The sequence below is a fragment of the Novosphingobium sp. TH158 genome, from assembly GCF_002855555.1.
Taxonomy (GTDB): Bacteria; Pseudomonadota; Alphaproteobacteria; order Sphingomonadales; family Sphingomonadaceae; genus Novosphingobium.
Window position 1 is genome coordinate 2,038,904 of the sequence record NZ_PKRT01000001.1, and the last position, 20,784, is coordinate 2,059,687.

At 65.9% G+C, this 20,784-nt stretch carries 20 protein-coding genes; 11 read left to right on the forward strand and 9 right to left on the reverse strand.

From position 1 onward, the window contains the following. Window positions 1-25: 25 nt before the first annotated feature. Window positions 26-724, reverse strand: coding sequence for a DUF1013 domain-containing protein (locus C0V78_RS10045; protein ID WP_101798307.1), 699 nt, complete (start codon window positions 722-724; stop codon window positions 26-28). Window positions 725-874: 150 nt separating this feature from the next. After that, on the reverse strand, window positions 875-1,873 hold the full coding sequence (locus C0V78_RS10050) for an NAD(P)H-quinone oxidoreductase (protein ID WP_101797586.1): 999 nt from the start codon (window positions 1,871-1,873) through the stop codon (window positions 875-877). 105 nt (window positions 1,874-1,978) lie between these two features. Here C0V78_RS10050 and C0V78_RS10055 point away from each other — a divergent pair, with 105 nt between their 5' ends. The 4 genes from C0V78_RS10055 to C0V78_RS10070 all read left to right on the forward strand — a co-directional run bounded on the left by C0V78_RS10055 (window position 1,979) and on the right by C0V78_RS10070 (window position 5,806). After that, window positions 1,979-2,179 carry a DUF1192 domain-containing protein gene (locus tag C0V78_RS10055; RefSeq protein WP_101797587.1) on the forward strand — a complete coding sequence of 67 codons (201 nt, stop codon included), beginning with the start codon at window positions 1,979-1,981 and terminating at the stop codon, window positions 2,177-2,179. Window positions 2,180-2,311: 132 nt separating this feature from the next. Further along, the gene (gene clpA, locus C0V78_RS10060) at window positions 2,312-4,678 is read left to right on the forward strand and encodes an ATP-dependent Clp protease ATP-binding subunit ClpA (RefSeq protein WP_101797588.1); all 2,367 of its coding nucleotides are present in this window, start codon (window positions 2,312-2,314) and stop codon (window positions 4,676-4,678) included. A 74-nt stretch (window positions 4,679-4,752) separates the two neighbouring features. Further along, complete coding sequence (locus tag C0V78_RS10065; protein WP_101797589.1) at window positions 4,753-5,160, forward strand: group II truncated hemoglobin; 408 nt, start codon at window positions 4,753-4,755, stop codon at window positions 5,158-5,160. Next, entirely contained in the window at window positions 5,129-5,806 is a 678-nt protein-coding gene (locus C0V78_RS10070) for a YoaK family protein (protein ID WP_254049883.1), read from the forward strand. Before C0V78_RS10065 ends, C0V78_RS10070 begins: the two co-directional genes overlap by 32 nt. Window position 5,807: 1 nt before the next feature. Here C0V78_RS10070 and C0V78_RS10075 read toward each other — a convergent pair whose 3' ends face one another. Genes C0V78_RS10075 through C0V78_RS10100 form a run of 6 tightly spaced genes read right to left on the reverse strand, consistent with a single transcriptional unit; the run spans window position 5,808 to window position 12,019 of the window. Next, window positions 5,808-6,086 (reverse strand): DUF167 domain-containing protein, encoded by a 279-nt coding sequence (locus C0V78_RS10075; protein ID WP_101797591.1) that lies wholly within the window; start codon window positions 6,084-6,086, stop codon window positions 5,808-5,810. Further along, the gene (locus C0V78_RS10080; RefSeq protein WP_101797592.1) at window positions 6,067-6,651 is read right to left on the reverse strand and encodes a gamma carbonic anhydrase family protein; all 585 of its coding nucleotides are present in this window, start codon (window positions 6,649-6,651) and stop codon (window positions 6,067-6,069) included. The genes C0V78_RS10075 and C0V78_RS10080 overlap by 20 nt, the downstream gene beginning before the upstream one ends. Further along, complete coding sequence (locus C0V78_RS10085; RefSeq protein ID WP_101797593.1) at window positions 6,648-8,870, reverse strand: fused MFS/spermidine synthase; 2,223 nt, start codon at window positions 8,868-8,870, stop codon at window positions 6,648-6,650. Before C0V78_RS10085 ends, C0V78_RS10080 begins: the two co-directional genes overlap by 4 nt. Further along, a complete protein-coding gene (locus C0V78_RS10090) occupies window positions 8,863-9,420 on the reverse strand; it encodes a GNAT family N-acetyltransferase (protein ID WP_101797594.1) in 558 nt (185 codons plus the stop codon). The genes C0V78_RS10085 and C0V78_RS10090 overlap by 8 nt, the downstream gene beginning before the upstream one ends. After that, window positions 9,413-10,408, reverse strand: a complete 996-nt coding sequence (gene hemB / locus C0V78_RS10095) for a porphobilinogen synthase (RefSeq protein WP_101797595.1) — start codon at window positions 10,406-10,408, stop codon at window positions 9,413-9,415. The genes C0V78_RS10090 and hemB overlap by 8 nt, the downstream gene beginning before the upstream one ends. Before the next feature lie 42 nt (window positions 10,409-10,450). After that, the gene (locus C0V78_RS10100) at window positions 10,451-12,019 is read right to left on the reverse strand and encodes a M23 family metallopeptidase (RefSeq protein ID WP_158241533.1); all 1,569 of its coding nucleotides are present in this window, start codon (window positions 12,017-12,019) and stop codon (window positions 10,451-10,453) included. A gap of 144 nt (window positions 12,020-12,163) precedes the next feature. Here C0V78_RS10100 and C0V78_RS10105 point away from each other — a divergent pair, with 144 nt between their 5' ends. The 5 genes from C0V78_RS10105 (at window position 12,164) to C0V78_RS10125 (ending at window position 17,215) form a co-directional block, all read left to right on the forward strand. Further along, a complete protein-coding gene (locus C0V78_RS10105; protein WP_101797597.1) occupies window positions 12,164-14,806 on the forward strand; it encodes a helicase-related protein in 2,643 nt (880 codons plus the stop codon). A gap of 5 nt (window positions 14,807-14,811) precedes the next feature. After that, window positions 14,812-15,126 (forward strand): RNA-binding S4 domain-containing protein, encoded by a 315-nt coding sequence (locus tag C0V78_RS10110; protein WP_101797598.1) that lies wholly within the window; start codon window positions 14,812-14,814, stop codon window positions 15,124-15,126. After that, window positions 15,123-15,461: a ferredoxin FdxA gene (gene fdxA / locus C0V78_RS10115; protein ID WP_101797599.1), complete on the forward strand. Its 339-nt coding sequence runs from the start codon at window positions 15,123-15,125 to the stop codon at window positions 15,459-15,461. Before C0V78_RS10110 ends, fdxA begins: the two co-directional genes overlap by 4 nt. Before the next feature lie 300 nt (window positions 15,462-15,761). Next, the gene (locus C0V78_RS10120) at window positions 15,762-16,292 is read left to right on the forward strand and encodes a CarD family transcriptional regulator (RefSeq protein WP_101798308.1); all 531 of its coding nucleotides are present in this window, start codon (window positions 15,762-15,764) and stop codon (window positions 16,290-16,292) included. Between the two features lie 128 nt (window positions 16,293-16,420). Further along, window positions 16,421-17,215, forward strand: a complete 795-nt coding sequence (locus tag C0V78_RS10125) for a head GIN domain-containing protein (protein WP_101797600.1) — start codon at window positions 16,421-16,423, stop codon at window positions 17,213-17,215. Here C0V78_RS10125 and C0V78_RS10130 read toward each other — a convergent pair whose 3' ends face one another. After that, on the reverse strand, window positions 17,216-18,160 hold the full coding sequence (locus C0V78_RS10130; protein WP_101797601.1) for an L-threonylcarbamoyladenylate synthase: 945 nt from the start codon (window positions 18,158-18,160) through the stop codon (window positions 17,216-17,218). It lies immediately after the preceding gene. 57 nt (window positions 18,161-18,217) lie between these two features. On the opposite strand from C0V78_RS10130, the gene C0V78_RS10135 reads away from it, so the two are divergent. Next, a complete protein-coding gene (locus C0V78_RS10135) occupies window positions 18,218-19,954 on the forward strand; it encodes an acyl-CoA dehydrogenase (RefSeq protein ID WP_101797602.1) in 1,737 nt (578 codons plus the stop codon). Further along, window positions 19,951-20,781, forward strand: a complete 831-nt coding sequence (locus C0V78_RS10140; protein WP_101797603.1) for a DUF815 domain-containing protein — start codon at window positions 19,951-19,953, stop codon at window positions 20,779-20,781. Before C0V78_RS10135 ends, C0V78_RS10140 begins: the two co-directional genes overlap by 4 nt. Window positions 20,782-20,784 lie beyond the last annotated feature (3 nt).

The following is a 20,784-nucleotide window of genomic DNA, read 5'->3' on the forward strand; positions in this document are numbered from 1 at the left end:
GCAGGGCCGGTGAAATTATTTCAGCTCAGTCTTCGCCCGCTGCTTCGGCAGCGCGCTTGGCTTCGAGCCATGCCGCAGCTTCGGCTTCCTGAGCGGCCTCGCTGGCAGCCTTGGCCTGGGCCTCGCGCTCGGCGCGCAGCTCCTCGATCAGCGCTTCGCGATCGGTGCCGAGGCGTTCGTCCGCCTCGTTATCGACGATGCCGGCCTTCTTCGCCGCCTTGGCAACCAGGGCATCCAGTTCGCGCTGCGAACACAGGCCCAGCGTAACCGGGTCCTTCGGGATGATGTTGGCGATGTTCCAGTGGCTGCGCTCACGGATGGCGGTGATCGTGTTGCGCGTGGTGCCGATCAGCTTGCCGATGGCCGCATCCGAAATTTCCGGATGGTTGCGCAGGATCCAGGCGATGCCGTCCGGCTTGTCCTGACGCTTGGAAACCGGGGTATAGCGCGGCCCCTTGGTGCGGCTGACCTGCGCCGGTGCCTTCTGCATCTTCAGTGCATAGTTGGGATCGGCCTGGCCCTTTTCGATCTCGGCCATGGTCAGTTCGCCCGAACGCACCGGATCACGACCGGTATACTTCGAGCTGGCGAGGTCGTCGGCCATGGCCTGGACTTCGAGGATGTGCAGTCCGCAGAATTCGGCAATCTGCTCGAACGACAGCGCAGTGTTGTCCACCAGCCAGGAGGCGGTGGCATGCGGCATCAGCGGGGTGGGTTGGGTCACGGCCAAAACTCCGGCAGGGAGACAAGGCGTCTCCGGCGAAAATAGATAGGGCCGCCCCTCGCGGAGCGGCCGTTCGGACGGGCATTTAGGCGAGGAGCGCCCGGAGAGCAAGGCAAAGAGTCACCGCAGGGCGATGAATCGGCCCCGCTCTCAGGCCGCCAGCACGATCTTGCCGATGTGTTCGCCGGCTTCCATCCGGGCATGGGCTGCGGCGGCTTCGGCCAGCGGGAAGGTCCGGTCCATCACCGGTCGCAGCGCCCCGTCGGCGACGAGCGGCCAGGCCTCGGCCCGCGCTTCGGCAACCAGCGCCGCCTTGAAGTCATCCGAACGCGGGCGCAGCGTCGACCCGGTCAGGGTGTAGCGGCGGCTCATGACCACGGCCATGTTGATTTCCGCACGCGCCCCGCCCTGCACCGCGATGGTGACATGGCGGCCATCCTCGGCAAGGCACTTGAGGTTGCGCGCGACATAGTCTCCGGCAACCATGTCGAGCACGACGTGGACGCCCTTGCCCCCTGTGATGCGTTTCACCTCCTCGACAAAGTCCTGCGCCTTGTAGTCGATGGCATGGGCGGCCCCGATCTGCAGCGCGGCCGCGCACTTTTCCGGGCCGCCGCAGGTGACGATGACCGTCAGCCCGAACAGCTTGCCAAGCATGATGGCCATCGAGCCGATGCCGCTCGTGCCGCCATGGACCAGGATCGTCTCGCCATCGCGGGCAAGGCCGCGTTCGAACACGTTGTGCCAGACGGTCAGCAGCGTCTCAGGCAGGGCGGCAGCCTGGTCGAGCGGCAGGCCCGGGGGAACCGGCAGGCAGTGCGCCGCCTTGGCGAGGCAATATTCGGCATAGCCACCGCCCGAAACCAGCGCGCAGACCTTGCGTCCTGCCAGATCGGTATCCACCCCTGCACCCAGCGCCACGACCTCGCCCGCGATTTCCAGGCCGGGAATCGGCGAAGCTCCCGGCGGGGCAGGATAAAAGCCCTGCCGTTGCACCACGTCCGGCCGGTTGACCCCGGCAAAAGCCACCCGCACCAGCATCTCGCCGGGGCCGGGCTGGGGCACGGCAACCGCCTGCGGGCGCAGCACTTCGGGCCCGCCGGGCGCATCGAAGCCCACTGCAATCATCGTTCCGGGCAGGTCTGCCATGACTTGGTCCCCATCTGTGGCGCAGGTGCCGCACCGTGGGTGCGACGTCACGCCGCCACTTAGCTTGCGGTTGACAGGAAAGGCAACGCGTTGAATTCTCGGACCATGGACGAAGATGACCGCCCGGCGCGGCGCGGCGATGCCGCCAGCCTTCTCGCCAAGGAGGCGCTCGACTCCTACTCGCGCGAGGAGCTGGACGAGCGCGTGGCCCTGCTTGAGGCAGAGATCGCCCGGGTGAAGGCGCACAAGGGCAAGGCCGAGGCACACCGCCTGGCTGCCGAAGCCTTCTTCAAACCGAAAAGTTGAAAAAGGTGGGCCGCCCCTTACCTTGTACGGGCACGGCGGTTTACCCTCCCTGTTCACGGGCTGGCCATAGAAGCGGCCGCATGCCTGACGTTCTCCATCTCCGCCCGCAAGGGTTCATCGAAAGCCGCTGAAATGCCCAGTTTCGCTCAGAGCCTCGAAAAGACGCTGCACAACGCACTCGCCAATGCGGCGGATCGCGCGCACGAATATGCGACGCTTGAGCACCTGCTGCTGGCGCTGATCGACGATCCCGATGCCGCCCAGGTGATGAGCGCCTGCGGCGTTGACCTCGCCGAACTGGCGGAAGTGGTGAAGCAGTACCTCGATCAGGAATACCAGTCGCTCAAGACCAGCGAAAAGGGCGATCCCGCGCCGACCGCCGGCTTCCAGCGGGTGATCCAGCGCGCCATCCTGCATGTCCAGTCGTCGGGCAAGGACACGGTCACGGGTGCCAACGTGCTGGTGGCGCTGTTCTCCGAACGCGATTCCTACGCCGTCTATTTCCTGCAACAGCAGGACATGAGCCGGCTCGATGCGGTCAGCTTCATCAGCCACGGCATCGGCAAGGGCGGCAAGCGGGTGGAAGACCGCACCCCCAAGGGTTCCGAGGAAGCGCCGCAGCAGCCGCAGCAGGAAGATAAGAGCCAGGCCAAGGGCGATAAGAAGGATTCCGCGCTCGACCAGTTCTGCGTCAACCTCAACGAGAAGGCGATGGGCGGGAAGATCGACCCGCTGATCGGCCGCGGCCCGGAAGTCGATCGCACGATCCAGATCCTCTGCCGCCGCAGCAAGAACAACCCGCTCTATGTCGGCGATCCCGGCGTCGGCAAGACCGCCATCGCCGAAGGGCTGGCGCGCAAGATCGTTGAAGGCGACGTGCCCGAAGTGCTTGCCGACGCTGTGATCTACAGCCTCGACATGGGCGCGCTGCTGGCCGGTACGCGCTATCGCGGCGATTTCGAGGAACGGCTCAAGCAGGTGGTCTCCGAACTGGAGAAAATGCCCGAGGCCGTTCTTTTTATCGATGAAATTCATACTGTTATCGGTGCGGGCGCGACCAGCGGCGGGGCCATGGACGCATCGAACTTGCTCAAGCCGGCGCTGTCGTCCGGCTCGATCCGTTGCATCGGCTCGACCACCTACAAGGAATTCCGCAATCACTTCGAAAAGGACCGCGCCCTGCTGCGCCGGTTCCAGAAGATCGACGTGAACGAACCCACCGTCGAGGATACGATCAAGATCCTGAAGGGCCTGCGCTCGGTCTTCGAAGAGCACCACAAGGTCCGCTACACGCCCGAGGCGATCAAGAACGCGGTGGAGCTTTCGGCCCGCTACATCAACGATCGCAAGCTGCCCGACAAGGCGATCGACGTGATCGACGAGGTTGGCGCCATGCAGATGCTGCTGCCGCCGAGCAAGCGCAAGAAGACCATCACCGCGCGCGAGATCGAGGCGGTGATCGCCACGATGGCGCGCATTCCGCCCAAGTCCGTCTCTTCCGACGACAAGAAGGTGCTCGAACACCTTGAGCGCGATCTCAAGCGGGTGGTCTTCGGGCAGGACAATGCGATTTCAGTGCTGTCCACCGCCATGAAGCTGTCGCGCGCGGGCCTGCGCGATCCGGACAAGCCGATCGGCTCCTTCCTCTTCTCCGGCCCGACCGGCGTCGGCAAGACCGAGGTGTCGCGCCGCCTGGCCGACATCATGGGCATTCCGCTGGTTCGCTTCGACATGTCCGAATACATGGAGCGCCATTCGGTGAGCCGCCTGATCGGCGCGCCTCCGGGTTATGTCGGATTCGATCAGGGCGGCCTGCTTACCGATGCGGTCGACCAGCAGCCGCACTGCGTCCTGCTGCTCGACGAAATCGAAAAGGCCCATCCGGACCTGTTCAACATCCTGCTGCAGGTCATGGATAACGGCCGCCTGACCGACCACCACGGCAAGACGGTGGACTTCCGCAATGTCGTGCTGATCATGACCACCAATGCCGGCGCCAGCGACATGGCACGCCAGGGCATCGGCTTTGGCGATGTTTCCAAGGCCGACGCCGGGGACGAGGCGGTGAAGCGCATGTTCAGCCCCGAATTCCGCAACCGTCTGGATGCCATCGTGCCGTTTGCCTACCTCGGCACCGAGGTAATCGCGCGGGTGGTGGACAAGTTCATCCTGCAGCTGGAGCTTCAGCTGGCCGAACAGAACGTCCATATCCAGTTCGACAGCGATGCGCGGGCATGGCTGGGCAAGCGCGGCTACGACAGGCTCTACGGCGCCCGCCCGATGGCCCGCCTGATCCAGGAAAAGGTCAAGCAGCCGCTCGCCGAGGAACTGCTGTTCGGCAAGCTGGCCCATGGCGGCGAGGTTCATGTCGCGGTGAAGGACGATGCACTTGCATTCGAACTCACTCCGGCACCGCCAAAGCTGGTCAAGCGCAAGGACTCGGCAACGGCCAAGGCCGCGCCGAAGAACAAGGGCAAGGCGCAGAAGGCCAAGGATTGATTCGCGTCAATTCGCTGGCTTTTGCGGCCCGCTAGGGCGGTGCTGTAGCAATTTGCCTTGCCCCCGGAGGCCCCATGAATACCGCAGTTGAAGAAAAGCCCGCCCCGACCACGCCCTATGAACGGCTGGGCGGGCTGCCCGTGCTGGAAGCCATTTCGAACCGCTTCTACGACCTGATGGACCAGGACCCGGCCTATGCCGAACTGCGCGCCATGCATTCGCCCGACCTGTCGCGGATGCGGACTTCGCTGGCGCAGTTCCTGATGGGCTGGTCCGGCGGCCCGCGCGACTGGTTCGAGGCCAACCCCGGCCGTTGCATGATGTCGGTGCACAAGCCCTATGCCATCTCGGCCGATGTCGCCGGGCAATGGGCCGATGCCATGAACCGGGCGGTCCACGATACGCTGGGCGAAAGCGATCCGCCGCTGGCCAAGGAAATGGCCCGCGTGCTTGACCAGCTGGCCCGGAGCATGGGGCGCTGACCCGCATGGCGCGATGAACCGGCTGGATCGCCAGCGACAGGCCATGGCCATCGGCCTTGCCGCTCTGGCCGGTTACGTCGATGCTTTCGGCTTTCTTTCCGCAGACGGATTTTTCGTCTCGTTCATGTCGGGCAACAGCACCCGGCTGGCAGTAAACCTTGCCGAAGCCCCTGCCCGTGCGATCCTGCCGGCCCTGCTGATCCTGGGCTTTGTTGCCGGTGTGGCAGCAGGCGCGGTGGTTGCGGAGAAGGCCGCCAGCAGGCGCAAGCCCGCCGTGCTGTTCTTCGTCGCCATGCTGCTGGCACTTGCCGCACTGGCGCGCATGGCGCGCTGGCACGGAGCCATGCTTTCGGCGCTGGTCCTGGCCATGGGGGCGCTGAACAACACTTTCCGCCGCGATGGCGAGGTTGCCGTGGGGCTGACCTACATGACCGGCGCACTGGTCCGGCTGGGTCAGGCGGTTGCCGGCCTGTTTCTGGGAAGCGGCGCGCAAGGCTGGGGCGCCTACCTGATGCTATGGGCGGGCCTTGTCGTCGGAGCGCTGTGCGGGGCGCTTGCCTTCCTGCACTTTCCCGCAGGAGCTTCGTGGCTGGCTGCGCTTTGGACGGCCGGCATGGCCATGATCGCCCTGCGCCTGCGCGCCTAGCTCAATCGATCAGGAAAAGCTTCTCGCGCGAAGTTGCGCCGCGCAACATCGTCACACGTGACTGGGCAAGGCCCAATGCTTCGGCCAGCAAGCGCCGCACCGCATCATTTGCCTTGCCGTCCTCGGGCTTTGCACGCACCTTTGCCAGCAGACGGCCTGACGCGATCTCGATCGATTCCACCTTCGCACCTGGCGTGACCCGCACCGCCAGCCGCCCCTCGCCATCGATCAGCGCGGCAACGGCGCCGGCATCGGGAAGGTCAGTCTTCGCTCGGGCCAAGCCCTGCCTCCGCCAGCGAGGCCATGTGGGCGCGGGCATTCATGACATAGCCCTGCACACCCATCTGCATGTCTGCCAGGTGGGCATCGCCCAGTTCGCGCATGAAGGTGGCCGGGCGTCCGCCCCACAGCTGGCGCGAGGGGATGCGCTTGCCGGGGGTCAGCATGGCGCCGGCGGCAAGCATGGAATCGCTCTCCATATGGCAGCCATCCATCGTGATCGCCCCGATGCCGACGAAGGAGCGGTCTTCCAGCACCGTGCCGTGGACCATGGCCATGTGGCCGATCAGCACATCATCGCCAATGATCGTGGGGATGCCGTCCGGCCGCTTGGGCTTGGGGGCATCGCAGTGGATCACCGAGCCATCCTGGATGTTCGTACGCGCGCCGATGACGATGCGGTTGGCATCGCCGCGGATCACGCAATTGTACCAGATCGACGCGTCCGGTCCGATTTCGACATTGCCGATGATGCGGCAGCCGGGGGCGATGAAGGCGCTGTCGTGAATGCGCGGCCAGGTGCCGGCGAAGGGCGCAATGGTGGTGCCGGGAGGGGGAGTGATCATTGTGCGTATCCGGTAAGGTTGGACCATTTGACGTGCGGCAGGATCGACGCGTGATCGTCGGTCCAGACCCGCGTGGCGGGGGCTGCCAGCGGGCGAAGTGGCGTGGCGGGTACGCGCCCGGCCAGCGCCTTGAGCTGCGCTGCATCGCGGGAGAGCAGAACCCATGAACTGGGCGCCAGCTCGGTATCCTGCGCCGGGTTATCATCCCGGATCAGCGCGTGCAGCCCCTCTGCCCGCGCGCCGGCGGCAATCACGGGCTCCAGTTCGATGAAGCGGTTGGAGATATGCACCAGCAGCACGCCGCGCGGGCTGAGCGCATCCATGTAGACCCGGAACGCCTCGCGCGTGACCAGGTGGAGCGGGATCGAATCGGAAGAGAACGCATCGATCGCCAGCAGGTCGAAACTCGCCTTGGGCGCCTTGGCCAGTTCGAGTCGGGCATCACCGATCACCATGCGCGCATCGGGGGCGCATTCGCTGATGAAACTGAAAGTGCCATTGCGCGAATAGGCGAGCACCGTGGGATCGATCTCGTAATAGGTCAGGCTCATCGCCGGCTGCTTGTAGCAGGCGAGCGAACCTGTCCCGAGGCCGACGACGCCGATCCGCGCGGCATCCCCGAACAGGACCGGGGCATTGGCAAAGGCAATGCCCGCGCCCGAACCCGGCCCGTAATAGGTCAGCGGCTGGCGGCGGCGGGGGCCGTCCAGCAGCTGTTCTCCGTGCAGGGTGGTGCCATGGGCGAGGGTGCGAACCTTGCGGTCCTCGTAAGTGCGGACGGTGTAAATGCCGAAGTAGGAGCGATGCCGCACCCCGTCGCGCGTATCGGCCAGGGTCTGGAACCCGCCCTGCACGATCATCGTCGCCACCAGTACCAGCAGCACCGGCCCCCGCATCTGCACCAGCGCCAGGCCGCAGAGTGCAATGGCCGCCGAAAGCCCCCAGCGCTTCCAGCCGAAATCGCTTTCGAGCGTGACCGAGTAGAGCAGCCACAGCAGGAACCCGGCGAAGACAAGGATGGTCAGCATGGCCAGCCGTGCCATTGCCGGCTCCAGCCCCTTGAGCCGCCGCCAGTCAGGCATCGCATCAAGCGGCAGCAGCGCGGCTGCGGCGAAGACCAGAATCGGATGCTCCCAGGCCCAGTCGAACACCACCGGCGCAACCAGCGCCGTGAACATGCCGCCGAGCGCGCCGCCGGCCGACATGACGAGATAGAACAGCGTCAGCCGGTCGGATGCGGGGCGCAGGTCATACATGCGGCCATGGAGCGAGACGCAGACGAAATAGAGCAGGGCGATGCTGGCAATGGCCGGGATCAGCCCGACCGACCCCTGCGAAACCATGGCGAAGCCACCGGCGACGAGGATCACCGGCCAGGTCAGCGCACTCAGCACTCGCGCCGGGCGGCGGTTGTCGGAAAAGGCCGTAACGAAGCTCAGCAGGTAGATGCCCAGCGGGATGACCCACAGCAGCGGCATGGCGACAAGGTCGGTCGTCAGGTGCGTGGTGGTCGAGAGCATCAGCCCCGAAGGCACGGCAGCAAGCAGCAGCCAGAGCACGATGCGACGCGCGGGCACCGGAGGCGAGGTTACGGCTTCTACTGCCGCAATCGTGTCGGCCATCGCGCGCCGCGCCCGGGCGCACAGCAGTACCAGCACAACCAGCAGGCCATAACCCACGGTCCAGCCGATCGATTGCAGGTGCACCGAAAGCAGCGGTTCGGCCAGCAAGGGGTAGGCGATCAATCCGCCGAACGAGCCAAGGTTCGATGCAGCATAAAGCGCCCAGGGCTCGCCCGCCTTCGGATCGGTTGCATACCAGCGCTGCATCAGCGGGGCCTGTGCGGAAACAAGGAAAAACACCGGTCCGATAGTCAGCGCCAGAAGCGCGGGCACCCACAGCACTTCGGTGCCCGGGCTGGGTGCCGGCAGGTCAGCCAGCGCCACCGGCAGGGTGAGCGCACCCAGCGCCAGCAGTACCACATGGATCCGCGCCTGTCTGGCAAGCGCCATCTTGCCCAGCCGATGGGCATAGAAATAGCCAGCCAGCAGCAAGGCCTGGTAGACCAGCATAGCGCTGTTCCACACTGCCGGCGCACCGCCCAGCCGGGGCAGGGCCATGCGCGCGACCATCGGCTGGACAAGGAACAGCAGGAATGACCCGGTCAGGATCGTCGCGACGAACAGCGGGCGGTTGCCCCCGGCCCTGGTTTCAGACACGCATTTTCTCCCACGCCGCCCTTTCGAGGCGGTAGACGATGATCCGCCCCTCCTCCGGATCGAACTCGCTGTTGTCGAAATCGAGATCCGGCCGCCGCTCCATGCCCAGCCGCACCATCAGGCCCCAGCTCGGCGCATTGCGCGTGACGGTCAGCGCCAGCACATGCGGTGCGCCGAACCGGGTGAAGGCCTGCTCAAGCGAAGCCTCTGCCGCCTCGCGCGCATAGCCCTTGCCCCAGGCGTCCTCGCGCAGCCGCCAGCCCACCTCGAAATCGCCCTGCGGACCGCCCGGCTGGTTGGAGCGCTTGAGGCCGCAGAAGCCCAGCACCGCACCATCTTCCTTGCGCTCGACGATCCAGAAGGTGTGGCCGTAATCGCGTGCATAGCCTTCCAGCCGGTCGCGCAGCCATTGCTGCCTGCCTTCGTCCAGCACGCCGCCCAGCCACTGCATCACGGCAGGCGTATTGGTGCCTGCCAGAAAGGGCGGCCAATCGGCTTCGCGCCAGTCTCGCAGGACCAGCCGCTCGGTCTCGAGACGGAATTCAGCCATTCAGCAGCCGCGCCGCATGGGCGGCATGATAAGTCAGCACGCCCGAACAGCCGGCGCGCTTGAAGGCGGTCAGCGTTTCCAGCACCAGCGCATCGCGATCCCCGGCACCGGCGGCGGCTGCCGCCTCGATCATCGCGTATTCGCCGCTGACCTGATAGGCGAACACCGGCACCTCGAAGCGCTGCTTCACCCGCACCACGATGTCGAGATAGGGCAGGCCCGGCTTGACCATCACGCTGTCGGCGCCTTCAGCAATGTCCAGCGCCACTTCGCGCAGGGCTTCCTCGCCATTGGCGGGGTCCATCTGGTACGTCTGCTTATCACCCTTGAGCAGCCCGCGCGAACCCACGGCATCGCGAAACGGGCCATAGAACGCAGAGGCATATTTGGCGGCATAGGCCATGATCTGCACGTTGGCATGGCCGGCACCTTCCAGCGCCTCGCGAATCGTGCCGACACGGCCGTCCATCATGTCTGACGGGGCGATGATGTCTGCCCCCGCCGCCGCCTGGTTAAGACCCTGGCCAACCAGCATCTCGACCGTGGCATCGTTCAGCACATAGCCGGCGGCATCCACCAGCCCATCCTGTCCGTGGCTGGTATAGGGATCGAGTGCGACATCGGTCAGCACACCGATCGCATCACCGCAGGCGTCACGAATGGCGCGGATGGCGCGGCACATCAGGTTGTCGGGATTGAGCGCCTCTGCGCCGTTGTCGCTGCGCCGCTCCGGCTGGGTATTGGGGAACAGGGCCAGACACGGAATGCCGAGCGCCACCGCCTCCTTCGCGCGCGCGACGATCAGGTCCACCGACCAGCGCGAAACGCCGGGGAGCGAGCCGATCGGCTCTTCCACGTCGCTGCCGTCGGTCACGAACAGGGGCCAGATCAGGTCTGCCGGAGAAAGCAGGATCTCGCGGTGCATGGCACGGCTCCATGCCGTGGCACGGGTGCGGCGGAGGCGGGTGGCAGGATAGGCGCTGGTCATCGTGCGGCTGTCCTGCCGCAAAGAGGGCGCGGCTTCAATGGCTCAACGCAGCGCAGCCCGGCCCGCAGGCGCCATGGCCACTGCCGAAGTGCCGCCCGGACGGATTGCCTTGAGCTGGGCCATCTTCGCCTTGAAGGCAGCGAGCTGGCGCGGATCGACCTTCTGCACAAGGGTCGTGGTCGTCGCGTGGCTGGCGCCGAGCGGATTGATCGTGCGGCCGTTGCGATACATTTCGTAATGCAGGTGCGGCCCGGTCGAGAGGCCGGTCGATCCCACATAGCCGATGACCTGACCGGCTCGGACGCGGGTTCCGGCCCATGCCGCGATGGAGCTCATGTGGGCATAGCCGGTGGCAAGGCCGCCGCCGTGTTCAAGCCGCACATAGTTGCCATGGCCGCCATGCCGCCCGGCATAGGCGACAACGCCATCGGCCGTGGCGCGGATCGGGGTGCCCCAGCCGGCGCCGAAATCGACCCCGGCATGCAGGCGGGCATATCCCAGGATCGGATGGCGGCGCATGCCGAACAGCGATGTGATGCGCCCGTTGACCGGTGAAAGCAGGCCGGCGCTGGTGGTCTGGACCACGGGACGCGTGATGGCATCTGCCGAGAAGAATTCGTTGCCGCTGCCCCAGCGCATCAGCTCCACGACCGGCTTGTTGCCGCGATCAAGGCCGGCATAAAGGACTTGCCCCGCCTGCCCTTCCGATCCTTCGGCGCGCTTCCACGTCATGACGATATCGAAGGCATCGCCGGGCTGGATATCGCCTTCCAGGCTGATGTGGCCATCGAGGGCCTGCAGATATTGCTGGATCGCCTCCACCGGCACACCTGCGGCGCGGGCCGAACGGTAAAGGCTCTGGCCAACGACGCCGCGAATGCGCAGCGGCGTGGCATCGACGGCAATGGCCCGGGTGGCGATCGCCAGGCCATCGCCCGAGCGGCCGATCTTCACCTGAAGATCCATGCGCGCCCGCATGTCGAGGCTGGTCAGGCGACGCGCCTCGCCGGGTGCCGGTCGTTCGCCCAGGACAAGCGAAACGCGGGTTCCCGGCGCGATCTGGCCAAGCGGAACCTGCCCCGCGACCAGTTCGGTCGCGCGGGCTGCATCGGCTTCTGCCACGCCGGCGCGCTGCAGCAGGCGGGCAAGGCTGTCTCCCGATCCGAGCACGGCGGTCAATTCCACGCGTTGGCGTTCGGTTACCGTTCCGGCCGGGCGGACCATGGCCGTCGCGCCCATGCGCCGGCCGCTGTCTCCGCCCAAGGCCAGCGGCATGATCATCTGGCTGCGATATTCGTCGCGCACCGGTTCATCGCCGCGCATGGCGGGTGCGGCCTGCAGTTCGAAGGTGGGCCAGAAGGCGAGGGCAGCGGCACTCAGTCCGGCAAAGGTGGCCAGGCCACGCAGCCAGCGCCGGCTGCCGATTTCTTCCGCAAGGTCAGGTGCCCAGTCGATTGCCGACCAGTCCACCGAACGCAAGCGTTGGCGCAGCCGAGCGAGGCGGCCTGCCGCGGGGGGCACAGCACCGATAACCTGGTCAAGCGTCAGCGCGGCTGCACTTGCAGCCGGGCCGGACCCGCCCGGATCATCATGGTCTTGCGCTCGGAACACCCCGTTCTCCTTCCCCCCTTGGTGCATCGGAAAGGGTTAATCTTCACCTAACCTGCCGGAAATACGGCGCTAACCGGCCGGTCCGGGAAAATCGGCAATGGCTGCTTGCGGGCGGGCCCTGCGGCTGTCACATCTGTAAAACAGATGGTCGCCCACCGCCCCGCCCTTTCGCCCCGCGACGATGCGGGCAAGCTGATTGCCGTGCTTGGCCCGACCAACACCGGCAAGACGCACCTGGCTATCGAGCGGCTGTGCGGCCACTCCTCCGGGGCAATCGGCTTTCCCCTGCGCCTGCTTGCGCGCGAGGTCTATGAGCGGGTCTGCGCCATCAAGGGGGCGCACCAGGTTGCCCTGATCACCGGCGAGGAGCGGATCGAGCCGCGCGATGCGCGCTGGCTGCTGTGCACCGCAGAGGCCATGCCGACGCGCGCGGACCTTGCCTTCATGGCGCTCGACGAAGCGCAGCTTTGCGCCGATCGCGAACGGGGTCACATCTTCACCGACCGCCTGCTCCATGCCCGCGGACGCGAAGAGACGATGATCCTGGGATCGGCCACGATCGAGCCGCTGGTCCGCTCGCTCCTGCCCCGGGCGGAGATCGTCAGCCGGCCGCGCTTTTCCACCCTGCGCCATGACGGCGCCCGCAAGCTTAGCCGCGTGCCGCCGCGCAGCGCCATCGTCGCCTTCAGTGCCGAGCAGGTCTACGCCGTGGCCGAACTGCTGCGCCGGTTCAGAGGCGGGGCCGCAGTCGTCATGGGGGCCCTCAGTCCGGAAACCCGCAACAAGCAGGTGGCGATGTTCCAGTCGGGCGAGGTCGATTACCTTGTCGCCACCGACGCCATCGGCATGGGGCTGAACCTCGATCTCGATCATGTCGCCTTCGCCGGGCTTTCGAAGTTCGACGGGCAGCGGCAGCGGCGGCTGACGACGGCGGAAATGGCCCAGATCGCTGGCCGGGCCGGGCGTCATCACCGCGATGGCACCTTCGGCACGCTTTCAGGCACGCGAAGTCATGACGCCGAATTCACCCCGGAGGAAGTCTATGCCATCGAGGAGCATCGCTTCCCGCCGCTGACCAGGCTGTTCTGGCGCGAAGCCGACCCCCGCATCGACAGCCTGCACCACCTGATCGAAGACCTTTCCGCCCCGCCCGAACGGCCCGAACTTGCCCCTGCGCCCGAGGCCATCGACCTTGCAGTGATGCGCCGGCTGGCCGAGGACCCGGAGGTCGCCGGTTCGGTTCGCGGCCGCGCGCTGGTCGAGCGATTCCGCGAAACCTGCATGCTTCCCGATTTTCGCCAGCAGGGGGCAGAGGTTCATTCACGCTTCGTCGCACGGCTGTGGCAGGACCTGCGCCACGGCGCCCTGCCGGGTGACTATGTCGCGGCGCGGATTGCCGAGCTGGACATCGTTTCGGGCGATATCGACACCCTTCAGGGTCGCATCGCCGCCATCCGTTCATGGTCCTATATCGCACAGCGCCCGGACTGGATGATCGCGCGCGAGGAAATGGCCGCACGCGCCCGCGCGGTCGAGGCGCGACTTTCGGATGCCCTGCATTCCCGGTTGACCGAACGCTTCGTCAACCGGAGACTAACCATTCTCATGCGAGGAGCCGGTGCCGACGCGGCGCTGCTGCCCGTCGCACTTAAGGGGGAGGAAATCTTGGTCGACGGCGAGCCTATCGGAAAGTTGGAAGGGTTTCAGTTCAAGGTTGATCCCCAGGCCCGCCATGCCGACCACAAGCTGCTGTTCGCCGCGGCCGAGCGGCACCTGCCGCAGCTTCTGGCCGAACGCGCACAAGAACTGGCGGCAGCGCTGGAAAGCGGCGCCGAGTCGCTCTACGTCGCCGAAGGCAAGGTGATGCGTGGCGGCGAGGCCCTTGCCCGGATCGAGGTCAATCGCAGCCGCCCGCTCTCCGCCAAGATCGTGCTGGAAAAAGCGCTGGAGGCCATACCCGAGGCAGACCGGCGCCTCCTGAAGGACCGGATCGATGGCTGGATGGCGGCATGGCTGAAGCCGCTTGACGGACTGGCGGCGATCGACGCTGCATCGCGCGAGGAAAGCGCCGGTCCGGACCTGCGCGCGCTGATGATCAAGCTGGTCGATAATGGCGGCGTGATTGCACGATGGCATTCCGGTTTTGATGCCCTCTCGCGTGAGCAGCGCAATGTCCTGCGCTCGCTGGGGGTCTATTTCGGCACGCTTGAAATCTACGTCTATGCAATGCTCAAGCCGGCCGCGCAGCAACGCTGGCGCGAACTTTGCGCGGCGCGTGGCTGGACCCTGCCTGAAGTGCCCGAAGGCATGCCGTCGGTCATTGCCGCCAATGGCGAGCGCCTGCCTTCCGCGTATCGTCGCGCGGGCAAGCAGGCGATCCGCGTGGACCTCGCCGAACGCCTGTTCCGCGCGGCGCACAGCCTGCGCGTCAATGCCCAACGCAAGCCCTTTGTCATTGACGAGGCCATGGGCCGCTCGATGGGACTGACCGAGGCCAGCTTCGAAAGCCTGATGCGCGGCGGTGGTTTCCGCCCCCGCAATGCCCGCAAGCTGGCCGAGGGCGAGTTCGGACCACCGGAGCCGAAGAACTGGAAGTGGATTCCGCCCAAGGCCGAGGATTCGCCCCCGCCCGCCAGGCCCCGCCCGGAACGCGAACAGGGCAAGCGGTCCGCCACGAAACCCGGGCAGCCCCGGCCCGAGCGCAAGCCGAGCATCCCTGGCCCGGCCACAGGAAGCGCATTCGCCGGTCTCGCCGATCTCTGGCAACAGGCAAAGAAGGGAAGCTAAGCGGAATGCGGATCGACAAGCTGCTCTGGTTCCTGCGACTTTCACCCAGCAGGAGCCTTGCGCAGCAATGGGTGCTCGAAGGACACATCCGCGTCAACGGCCGCCGCATCGACAAGCCCAGCGCCGCGATCGCCGTGGGCAATGTCATGACCCTGCCGATGCGATCGGGCGTCAGGGTTATCGAAATCTGCGACATGCCGCGCAGGCGCGGGCCAGCAACCGAAGCCCAGGCGTGCTATCGCGTGCTTGACGACCACTCACCAAAGCCGATAGCAGCACCTCAAACGAAGCAAGACACCGAAGGGGAATTCGAGCCATGACCTATGTCGTCACCGACGCCTGCATCAAGTGCAAGTATATGGACTGCGTCGAGGTCTGCCCGGTCGACTGCTTCTACGAGGGCGAGAACATGCTCGTCATCAACCCCAGCGAGTGCATCGACTGCGGCGTGTGCGAACCCGAATGCCCCGCCGAAGCCATCCTGCCCGACACTGAGAGCGGACTTGAGCAGTGGCTTGAGCTGAACGCCAAGTACTCCGGCGAATGGCCGAATCTCACGACGAAGAAGGATTCGCCTGCCGACGCCGACGAATACAAGGGCGTGGAAGGCAAGTTCGAGAAGTTCTTCTCGCCCGAGCCCGGCGAAGGCGACTGAGCCAGCCGCGCCGATCGGCGGTAAGTCATTGAATTTTATAACAGCTTCAACCCCTGCCCGATAACCGGACAGGGGCCGTTCGCTATTGCGACCCGAGGGTCTGGCAATTTTGTTACAGTGATGCTATATAATGCTGCGAGCGACGGCTTTGTTCCGCCGCCCCATTGAAGACCATTCTTGAAAGGCACGGGTCGTAAGCAGGGTTGATCGGGTTCGGGTCCCGGCTCGCCTTTGGCGAGGCTATTCCCCGGACCGGGCAGAAATCCCCGTTTTCGCCGCTGCCGAATGAAAGGACGCATGATGTCGGCCAAGGCGAACGCCTTCGATGTTGGTGACTACGTCGTTTATCCCAAGCACGGTGTCGGCCGGGTGATCGAACTGCAGGAGCAGGAAATCGCCGGCATGAAGCTCGAACTCTATGTTCTGCGCTTCGAAAAGGAACGCATGACGCTGCGCGTTCCGATGAACAAGGTCGAAGCGATCGGCATGCGCAAGCTGTCTTCCGACAAGACCCTGCGTGAAGCGCTCGATACGCTGAAGGGCAAGCCCAAGGTCAAGCGCACCATGTGGTCGCGCCGCGCCCAGGAATACGAAGCGAAGATCAATTCGGGCGACCTCGTGTCGATCGCCGAAGTGACGCGCGACCTGTTCCGCGCCGATGACCAGCCCGAACAGTCCTATTCCGAACGCCAGATCTTCGAGGCGGCAAGCTCGCGCCTTGCCCGCGAACTGGCCGCCATGGAAAAGACCGACGAACCGGCCGCGCTGCAGAAGATCCTGGCGATCCTCAACGAGCATGCGCCCAAGTATTACGAGACTGCCGCGGTCTGATCCACGCCATATCTCAGAATCACCGAGGGGGGCCGCTTTCGTACAGGAGGCGGCCCTTTTTCGTTGCCCCTTGAAGGCGTGACCTTGCCGTATTATATCGGTAACACACACTGCAAGGGAGCAGCTCGATGCATTTCGGCAAATTCATCCGCACTGTCGCACCGCTGGCGGCAATGGCTGCCATGGGAATGGCGCTTACCGCCTGCGATGGCCGTGTCACCATCAATGGCGAGGACGGCAAGAAGCTGTCGGAACTGGACCTTGGCGGCGAGGCACCGCGCAAGCTGGCCCTGTTCGGGCCGGATACGGTCAAGGTCAGCCAGGGTGACAAGCTGGCGATCACCGTGGACGGCGATCCTGCCTCGGCGGAAAAGCTGCGCTTCTCGCTCAAGGATGGCACGCTCGCCATCCTGCGCACCAAGGACTGGACCGGGGGCCCGGCCGTGACGGTCAACGTCACCATGCCCGCCCCGCGCGAAATCGCGCAGATGGGATCGGGCCGGATTGAGACCGCCGCGCTTGATCGGGATGCCAAGGTCAACCTGATGGGATCAGGCGATGTCGATGCCCAGGGCATTTCCGGCGACAAGCTGGAACTGGCCGTGCTCGGATCGGGTTCGATGCATGGCGCGGGCGCAGTGAAGGAGCTTGAACTCAAGGTGATGGGTTCCGGCAGTGCCGACCTTGCCGCCCTGCGTACCGACAAGGCAGAGGTGGACATCCTGGGCTCGGGCAACGCCGCCTTCGCCTCGGACGGTGAAGTGAAGGCCAAGATCATGGGATCGGGATCGGTCACCGTGAAAGGCCGCGCGCGCTGCACGGTAAAGTCCGTGGGTTCGGGCACGCTGACCTGCGAGAGTGGCCCGGCAACACCCGCGAGTGACGAACCTGCAGCGCCTGCGCCGGAAGCCAGCAAGTTCTGATCAGGCCGCGGCGCGGCGCAACCGGTCGTTGATGGCCGCGCCGATGCCTTCATCCGGGACGGGGGCGACGGCGATCCGGGGATGCGCATCTCCCGCCGCCTCGTGCAGGCATCCATAAAGCCGCGCCGCAGCCTCTGCGAGATCGCCGCCCGCCGAAAGGCTGGTGTGGCCCGCCACATCGCCAAAACCGATATGGAACTCGTCGGCTGCTGCGCTCTCGGCATTGAGCCGGACCGGTTTGCCGGGTGCATAATGGCTGGCGAGCTGGCCGGGTGCCTCGATTCCGCGTGGCGTCGTGACGTCACCGGCCGGTCCGATTACGGCTTCGACCTGCTGCGCCGTCACCGGTCCGGGCCGCAGGAGCGACCAGCCAGAGTCGCGCGGCGCAACTATTGTCGATTCGATCCCCCGGGCGCAGGCCCCGCCATCGAGCACCATGTCCACCGCCGAACCGAGACTGGCAGCAACGTGGTCTGCCGCCGTCGGGCTGACTGCCCCGCTACGGTTGGCAGAAGGCGCCGCCAGCGGCAGGCCGCAGCTTTCCAGCAGCGCGTGCATCGCCGGATGAGCCGGACAGCGCAGGGCCACGGTGGGCAGGCCCGCCGTCACCGCCGGCGCAATCGTCGCTCCCTTGCGCAGGGGCAGGACCAGGGTCAGCGGGCCCGGCCAGAACGCCTCGGCCAGCTTGCGGGCGCGATCGTCGAACAGGGCAATCCGCTCGGCCGCCTCCAGCGAGGGGACATGCACGATCAGGGGGTTGAAGTCCGGCCGTCCCTTGGCCCGATAGATCGCGGCGACCGCCGATTCGCTATCTGCCCGGGCGGCGAGGCCGTAAACCGTCTCCGTTGGCACAGCGACGAGCTTGCCCGCGCGCAGAAGCTCTGCCGCCGCAGCCAGTGCCGTAGCGTCAACCTGTCGGATATCGGGCCTGCGCTTGCCGCTCATGGTTCAGCGCTATAGGCAAGCCAGCGCACATTCCAAGCGAAAGCCAGAGGCACGCCGATGACATACACGCCCCCCACCGCCGAACAGGCCTTTGCCCTCAAGGTTTCCGCCGGCATCGAGGAGCTGGCGCAGTTCGATCGCTTTGCCGCCGCCAGTCCCGATATGGTCGCCGCGATTGTTGAAGGGATCGGCCAGTTTGCCGCTGGCGAATTCGCCCCGCTCAATCGCATCGGGGATACCGAAGGTGCCCGGCTCGTCGACGGGGTGGTCCGCCTTCCCGCCGGCTTTGCCGAAGCCTATCGCGCCTATGTCGAGCAGGGCTGGAACGCGGTTGCCGGGCCGGAGGAATTCGGTGGGCAAGGCCTGCCCTTCAGCCTCGCAGTCTGCGTGCTGGAGAATCTCGGCACGGCCAACATGGCCTTTTCGCTGCTCCCCATGCTCACCGTCGGCGCGATCGAGGCAATCGAAAAGCACGGCTCGGACCAGCAGCGCGCAACGTACCTTGCCAAGCTGATCAGCGGCGAATGGCCGGGCACGATGAACCTGACCGAACCACAGGCAGGCTCCGACGTCGGTGCCCTTCGCACCACGGCAACCCCGATCACCGAAGGCGAGCATGCCGGCAAGTACCTGATCAAGGGCACCAAGATCTTCATCACCTGGGGCGAACACGAGCTGGCAGAGAACATCATCCACCTCGTGCTGGCGCGCACGCCGGGGGCACCTGCCGGATCGCGCGGGATCAGCCTGTTCATCGTGCCACGCTTCCACCTCAACGCCGATGGCACGCCGGGTGCGCGCAACGACGTGAAGGCGGTGAGCCTGGAACACAAGCTGGGCATTCACGCCTCGCCCACCTGCGTGATGAGCTATGGCGACAACGACGCCTGCGTCGGCGAACTGATCGGGGCCGAGAACGAAGGCCTCAAGTGCATGTTCACGATGATGAACTCGGCGCGGATCAACGTCGGTGCGCAGGGCGTGATGATGGCCGAGGGTGCGCTTCAGAAGGCACTGGCCTATGCGCGCGATCGCGTGCAGTCCGCCCGGGCCGGGTCGCCGGACAAGAACCCGGTTGCGATCATCGAGCACCCCGACGTGCGGCGCATGGTGCTGCGGATGCGGGCCCTGACCGAAGGTTCGCGCGCCCTGCTCTACTACGCCTGCGGCCAGATCGACCGTGCCGCCCTTGGTGATCAGGCCGCCCGCGCGCGCGCAGACCTGCTGGTGCCGCTCATCAAGTCGTGGGGAACCGATATCGGCTGCGAAGTCGTCAGCATTGGCCTGCAGATTCACGGCGGCATGGGCTTCATCGAGGAAACCGGTGCCGCGCAATGGTATCGCGATGCCCGCATCACACCGATCTACGAAGGGACGAACGGTATCCAGGCAGCCGATCTCGTTACCCGCAAGCTCGGAATGGAAAACGGCGGAGTGCTGGCCGGGCTGATGGCCGAGATTGCTGCCGATGCCCATGATGAGCCCGGCCTCGCCGCTCTGGCGCGCGATTGTGCCGGGGTGGGGGAATGGATGGTCGGCTCTGCCAGCCTTGATGACCGTCTGGCCGGCTCGGTGCCGTTCCAGACCATGTGCGCGGTTGCCGTGGCTGGCTGGCAATTGCTGCGCCAGTCGCGCGTTGCTGCGGCTGAAGGCGGAACGATTGCCCGAACCAAGCCTGTCGTTACCCGCTGGTTCCTCGATCACCTCGTGCCCGAAGCTGCGGGGCTCAAGGCTTCTGCCATGGGCGGTGCGGCGCTGCTTTACGCGCTCGACGCGGAGTCGCTGGCATCATGACGTCAGGCCAGGAGGAACTGCTCTCCCGAATTGCAACCGCGCTGGAAAGGCTCGCCCCGGCACAGACTTCTGCCACATCCTGGGTGGCCGCCCCCGCCTATGTGTGGGACGGAACGGGCGCGCGCACGGTTGAACGGCTCGACGCTCCGTCGCTTGACCTGCTGCGCGGGATCGACTTGCAGAAGGACATGGTGGTGTCGAATGTCGCACGCCACGCGGCAGGGCATGCGGCGCATGACATGCTGTTGTGGGGATCGCGCGGCATGGGCAAGTCGGCACTGATCCGGGCCGCGATCCGGGCTGCCCAATCCGATGCCCCCGACTTGATTGCGCTTGTCCAGGTCGCCCCCGATGCCCTTTCGGGCCTTGCCGCCCTGTTCAACGAACTGGGGCGCGAGGAGCGTCGCTTCATCGTCTATATCGATGACCTGGGCTTCGAGGATGGCGACAGCACCGGCCCGCGCCAGCTGCGATCATGGCTGGAAGGCGGGGTGGAGGCACGGCCAGCCAATGTCCGCATCGCTGTCACATCCAACCGGCGCGCCATCGTTGCCCGGCACATGAGCGAGCAGGATGACCCGATCAACCCGCGCGATGCCGTGGATGACCGGCTGGCCCTTGCCGACCGGTTCGGCCTCTCCATCGGCTTCCACAACTGCAGTCAGGACGATTACCTGGCGATCATATCGGGATATGCAGCAAGCCTGGGGCTTGCCTTCGACGAAGGCGACGCGCTGGAATGGTCGAAGCGTCGCGGCGCTCGCTCCGGACGCGTGGCCTGGCACTATGTGACCGAACTCGCAGGGCGCGCCGGCCGGACGCTCTGACGC

Excerpts from the sequence above, each read along its gene's own strand:
- C0V78_RS10050 (WP_101797586.1), bottom strand. The coding sequence starts at position 1,873 with ATGGCAGACCTGCCCGGAACGATGATTGCAGTGGGCTTCGATGCGCCC.
- C0V78_RS10055 (WP_101797587.1), top strand. The coding sequence starts at position 1,979 with ATGGACGAAGATGACCGCCCGGCGCGGCGCGGCGATGCCGCCAGCCTT.
- clpA (WP_101797588.1), top strand. The coding sequence starts at position 2,312 with ATGCCCAGTTTCGCTCAGAGCCTCGAAAAGACGCTGCACAACGCACTC.
- C0V78_RS10065 (WP_101797589.1), top strand. The coding sequence starts at position 4,753 with ATGAATACCGCAGTTGAAGAAAAGCCCGCCCCGACCACGCCCTATGAA.
- C0V78_RS10080 (WP_101797592.1), bottom strand. The coding sequence starts at position 6,651 with ATGATCACTCCCCCTCCCGGCACCACCATTGCGCCCTTCGCCGGCACC.
- C0V78_RS10090 (WP_101797594.1), bottom strand. The coding sequence starts at position 9,420 with ATGGCTGAATTCCGTCTCGAGACCGAGCGGCTGGTCCTGCGAGACTGG.
- hemB (WP_101797595.1), bottom strand. The coding sequence starts at position 10,408 with ATGACCAGCGCCTATCCTGCCACCCGCCTCCGCCGCACCCGTGCCACG.
- C0V78_RS10105 (WP_101797597.1), top strand. The coding sequence starts at position 12,164 with ATGGTCGCCCACCGCCCCGCCCTTTCGCCCCGCGACGATGCGGGCAAG.
- C0V78_RS10110 (WP_101797598.1), top strand. The coding sequence starts at position 14,812 with ATGCGGATCGACAAGCTGCTCTGGTTCCTGCGACTTTCACCCAGCAGG.
- fdxA (WP_101797599.1), top strand. The coding sequence starts at position 15,123 with ATGACCTATGTCGTCACCGACGCCTGCATCAAGTGCAAGTATATGGAC.
- C0V78_RS10120 (WP_101798308.1), top strand. The coding sequence starts at position 15,762 with ATGTCGGCCAAGGCGAACGCCTTCGATGTTGGTGACTACGTCGTTTAT.
- C0V78_RS10125 (WP_101797600.1), top strand. The coding sequence starts at position 16,421 with ATGCATTTCGGCAAATTCATCCGCACTGTCGCACCGCTGGCGGCAATG.
- C0V78_RS10130 (WP_101797601.1), bottom strand. The coding sequence starts at position 18,160 with ATGAGCGGCAAGCGCAGGCCCGATATCCGACAGGTTGACGCTACGGCA.
- C0V78_RS10135 (WP_101797602.1), top strand. The coding sequence starts at position 18,218 with ATGACATACACGCCCCCCACCGCCGAACAGGCCTTTGCCCTCAAGGTT.
- C0V78_RS10140 (WP_101797603.1), top strand. The coding sequence starts at position 19,951 with ATGACGTCAGGCCAGGAGGAACTGCTCTCCCGAATTGCAACCGCGCTG.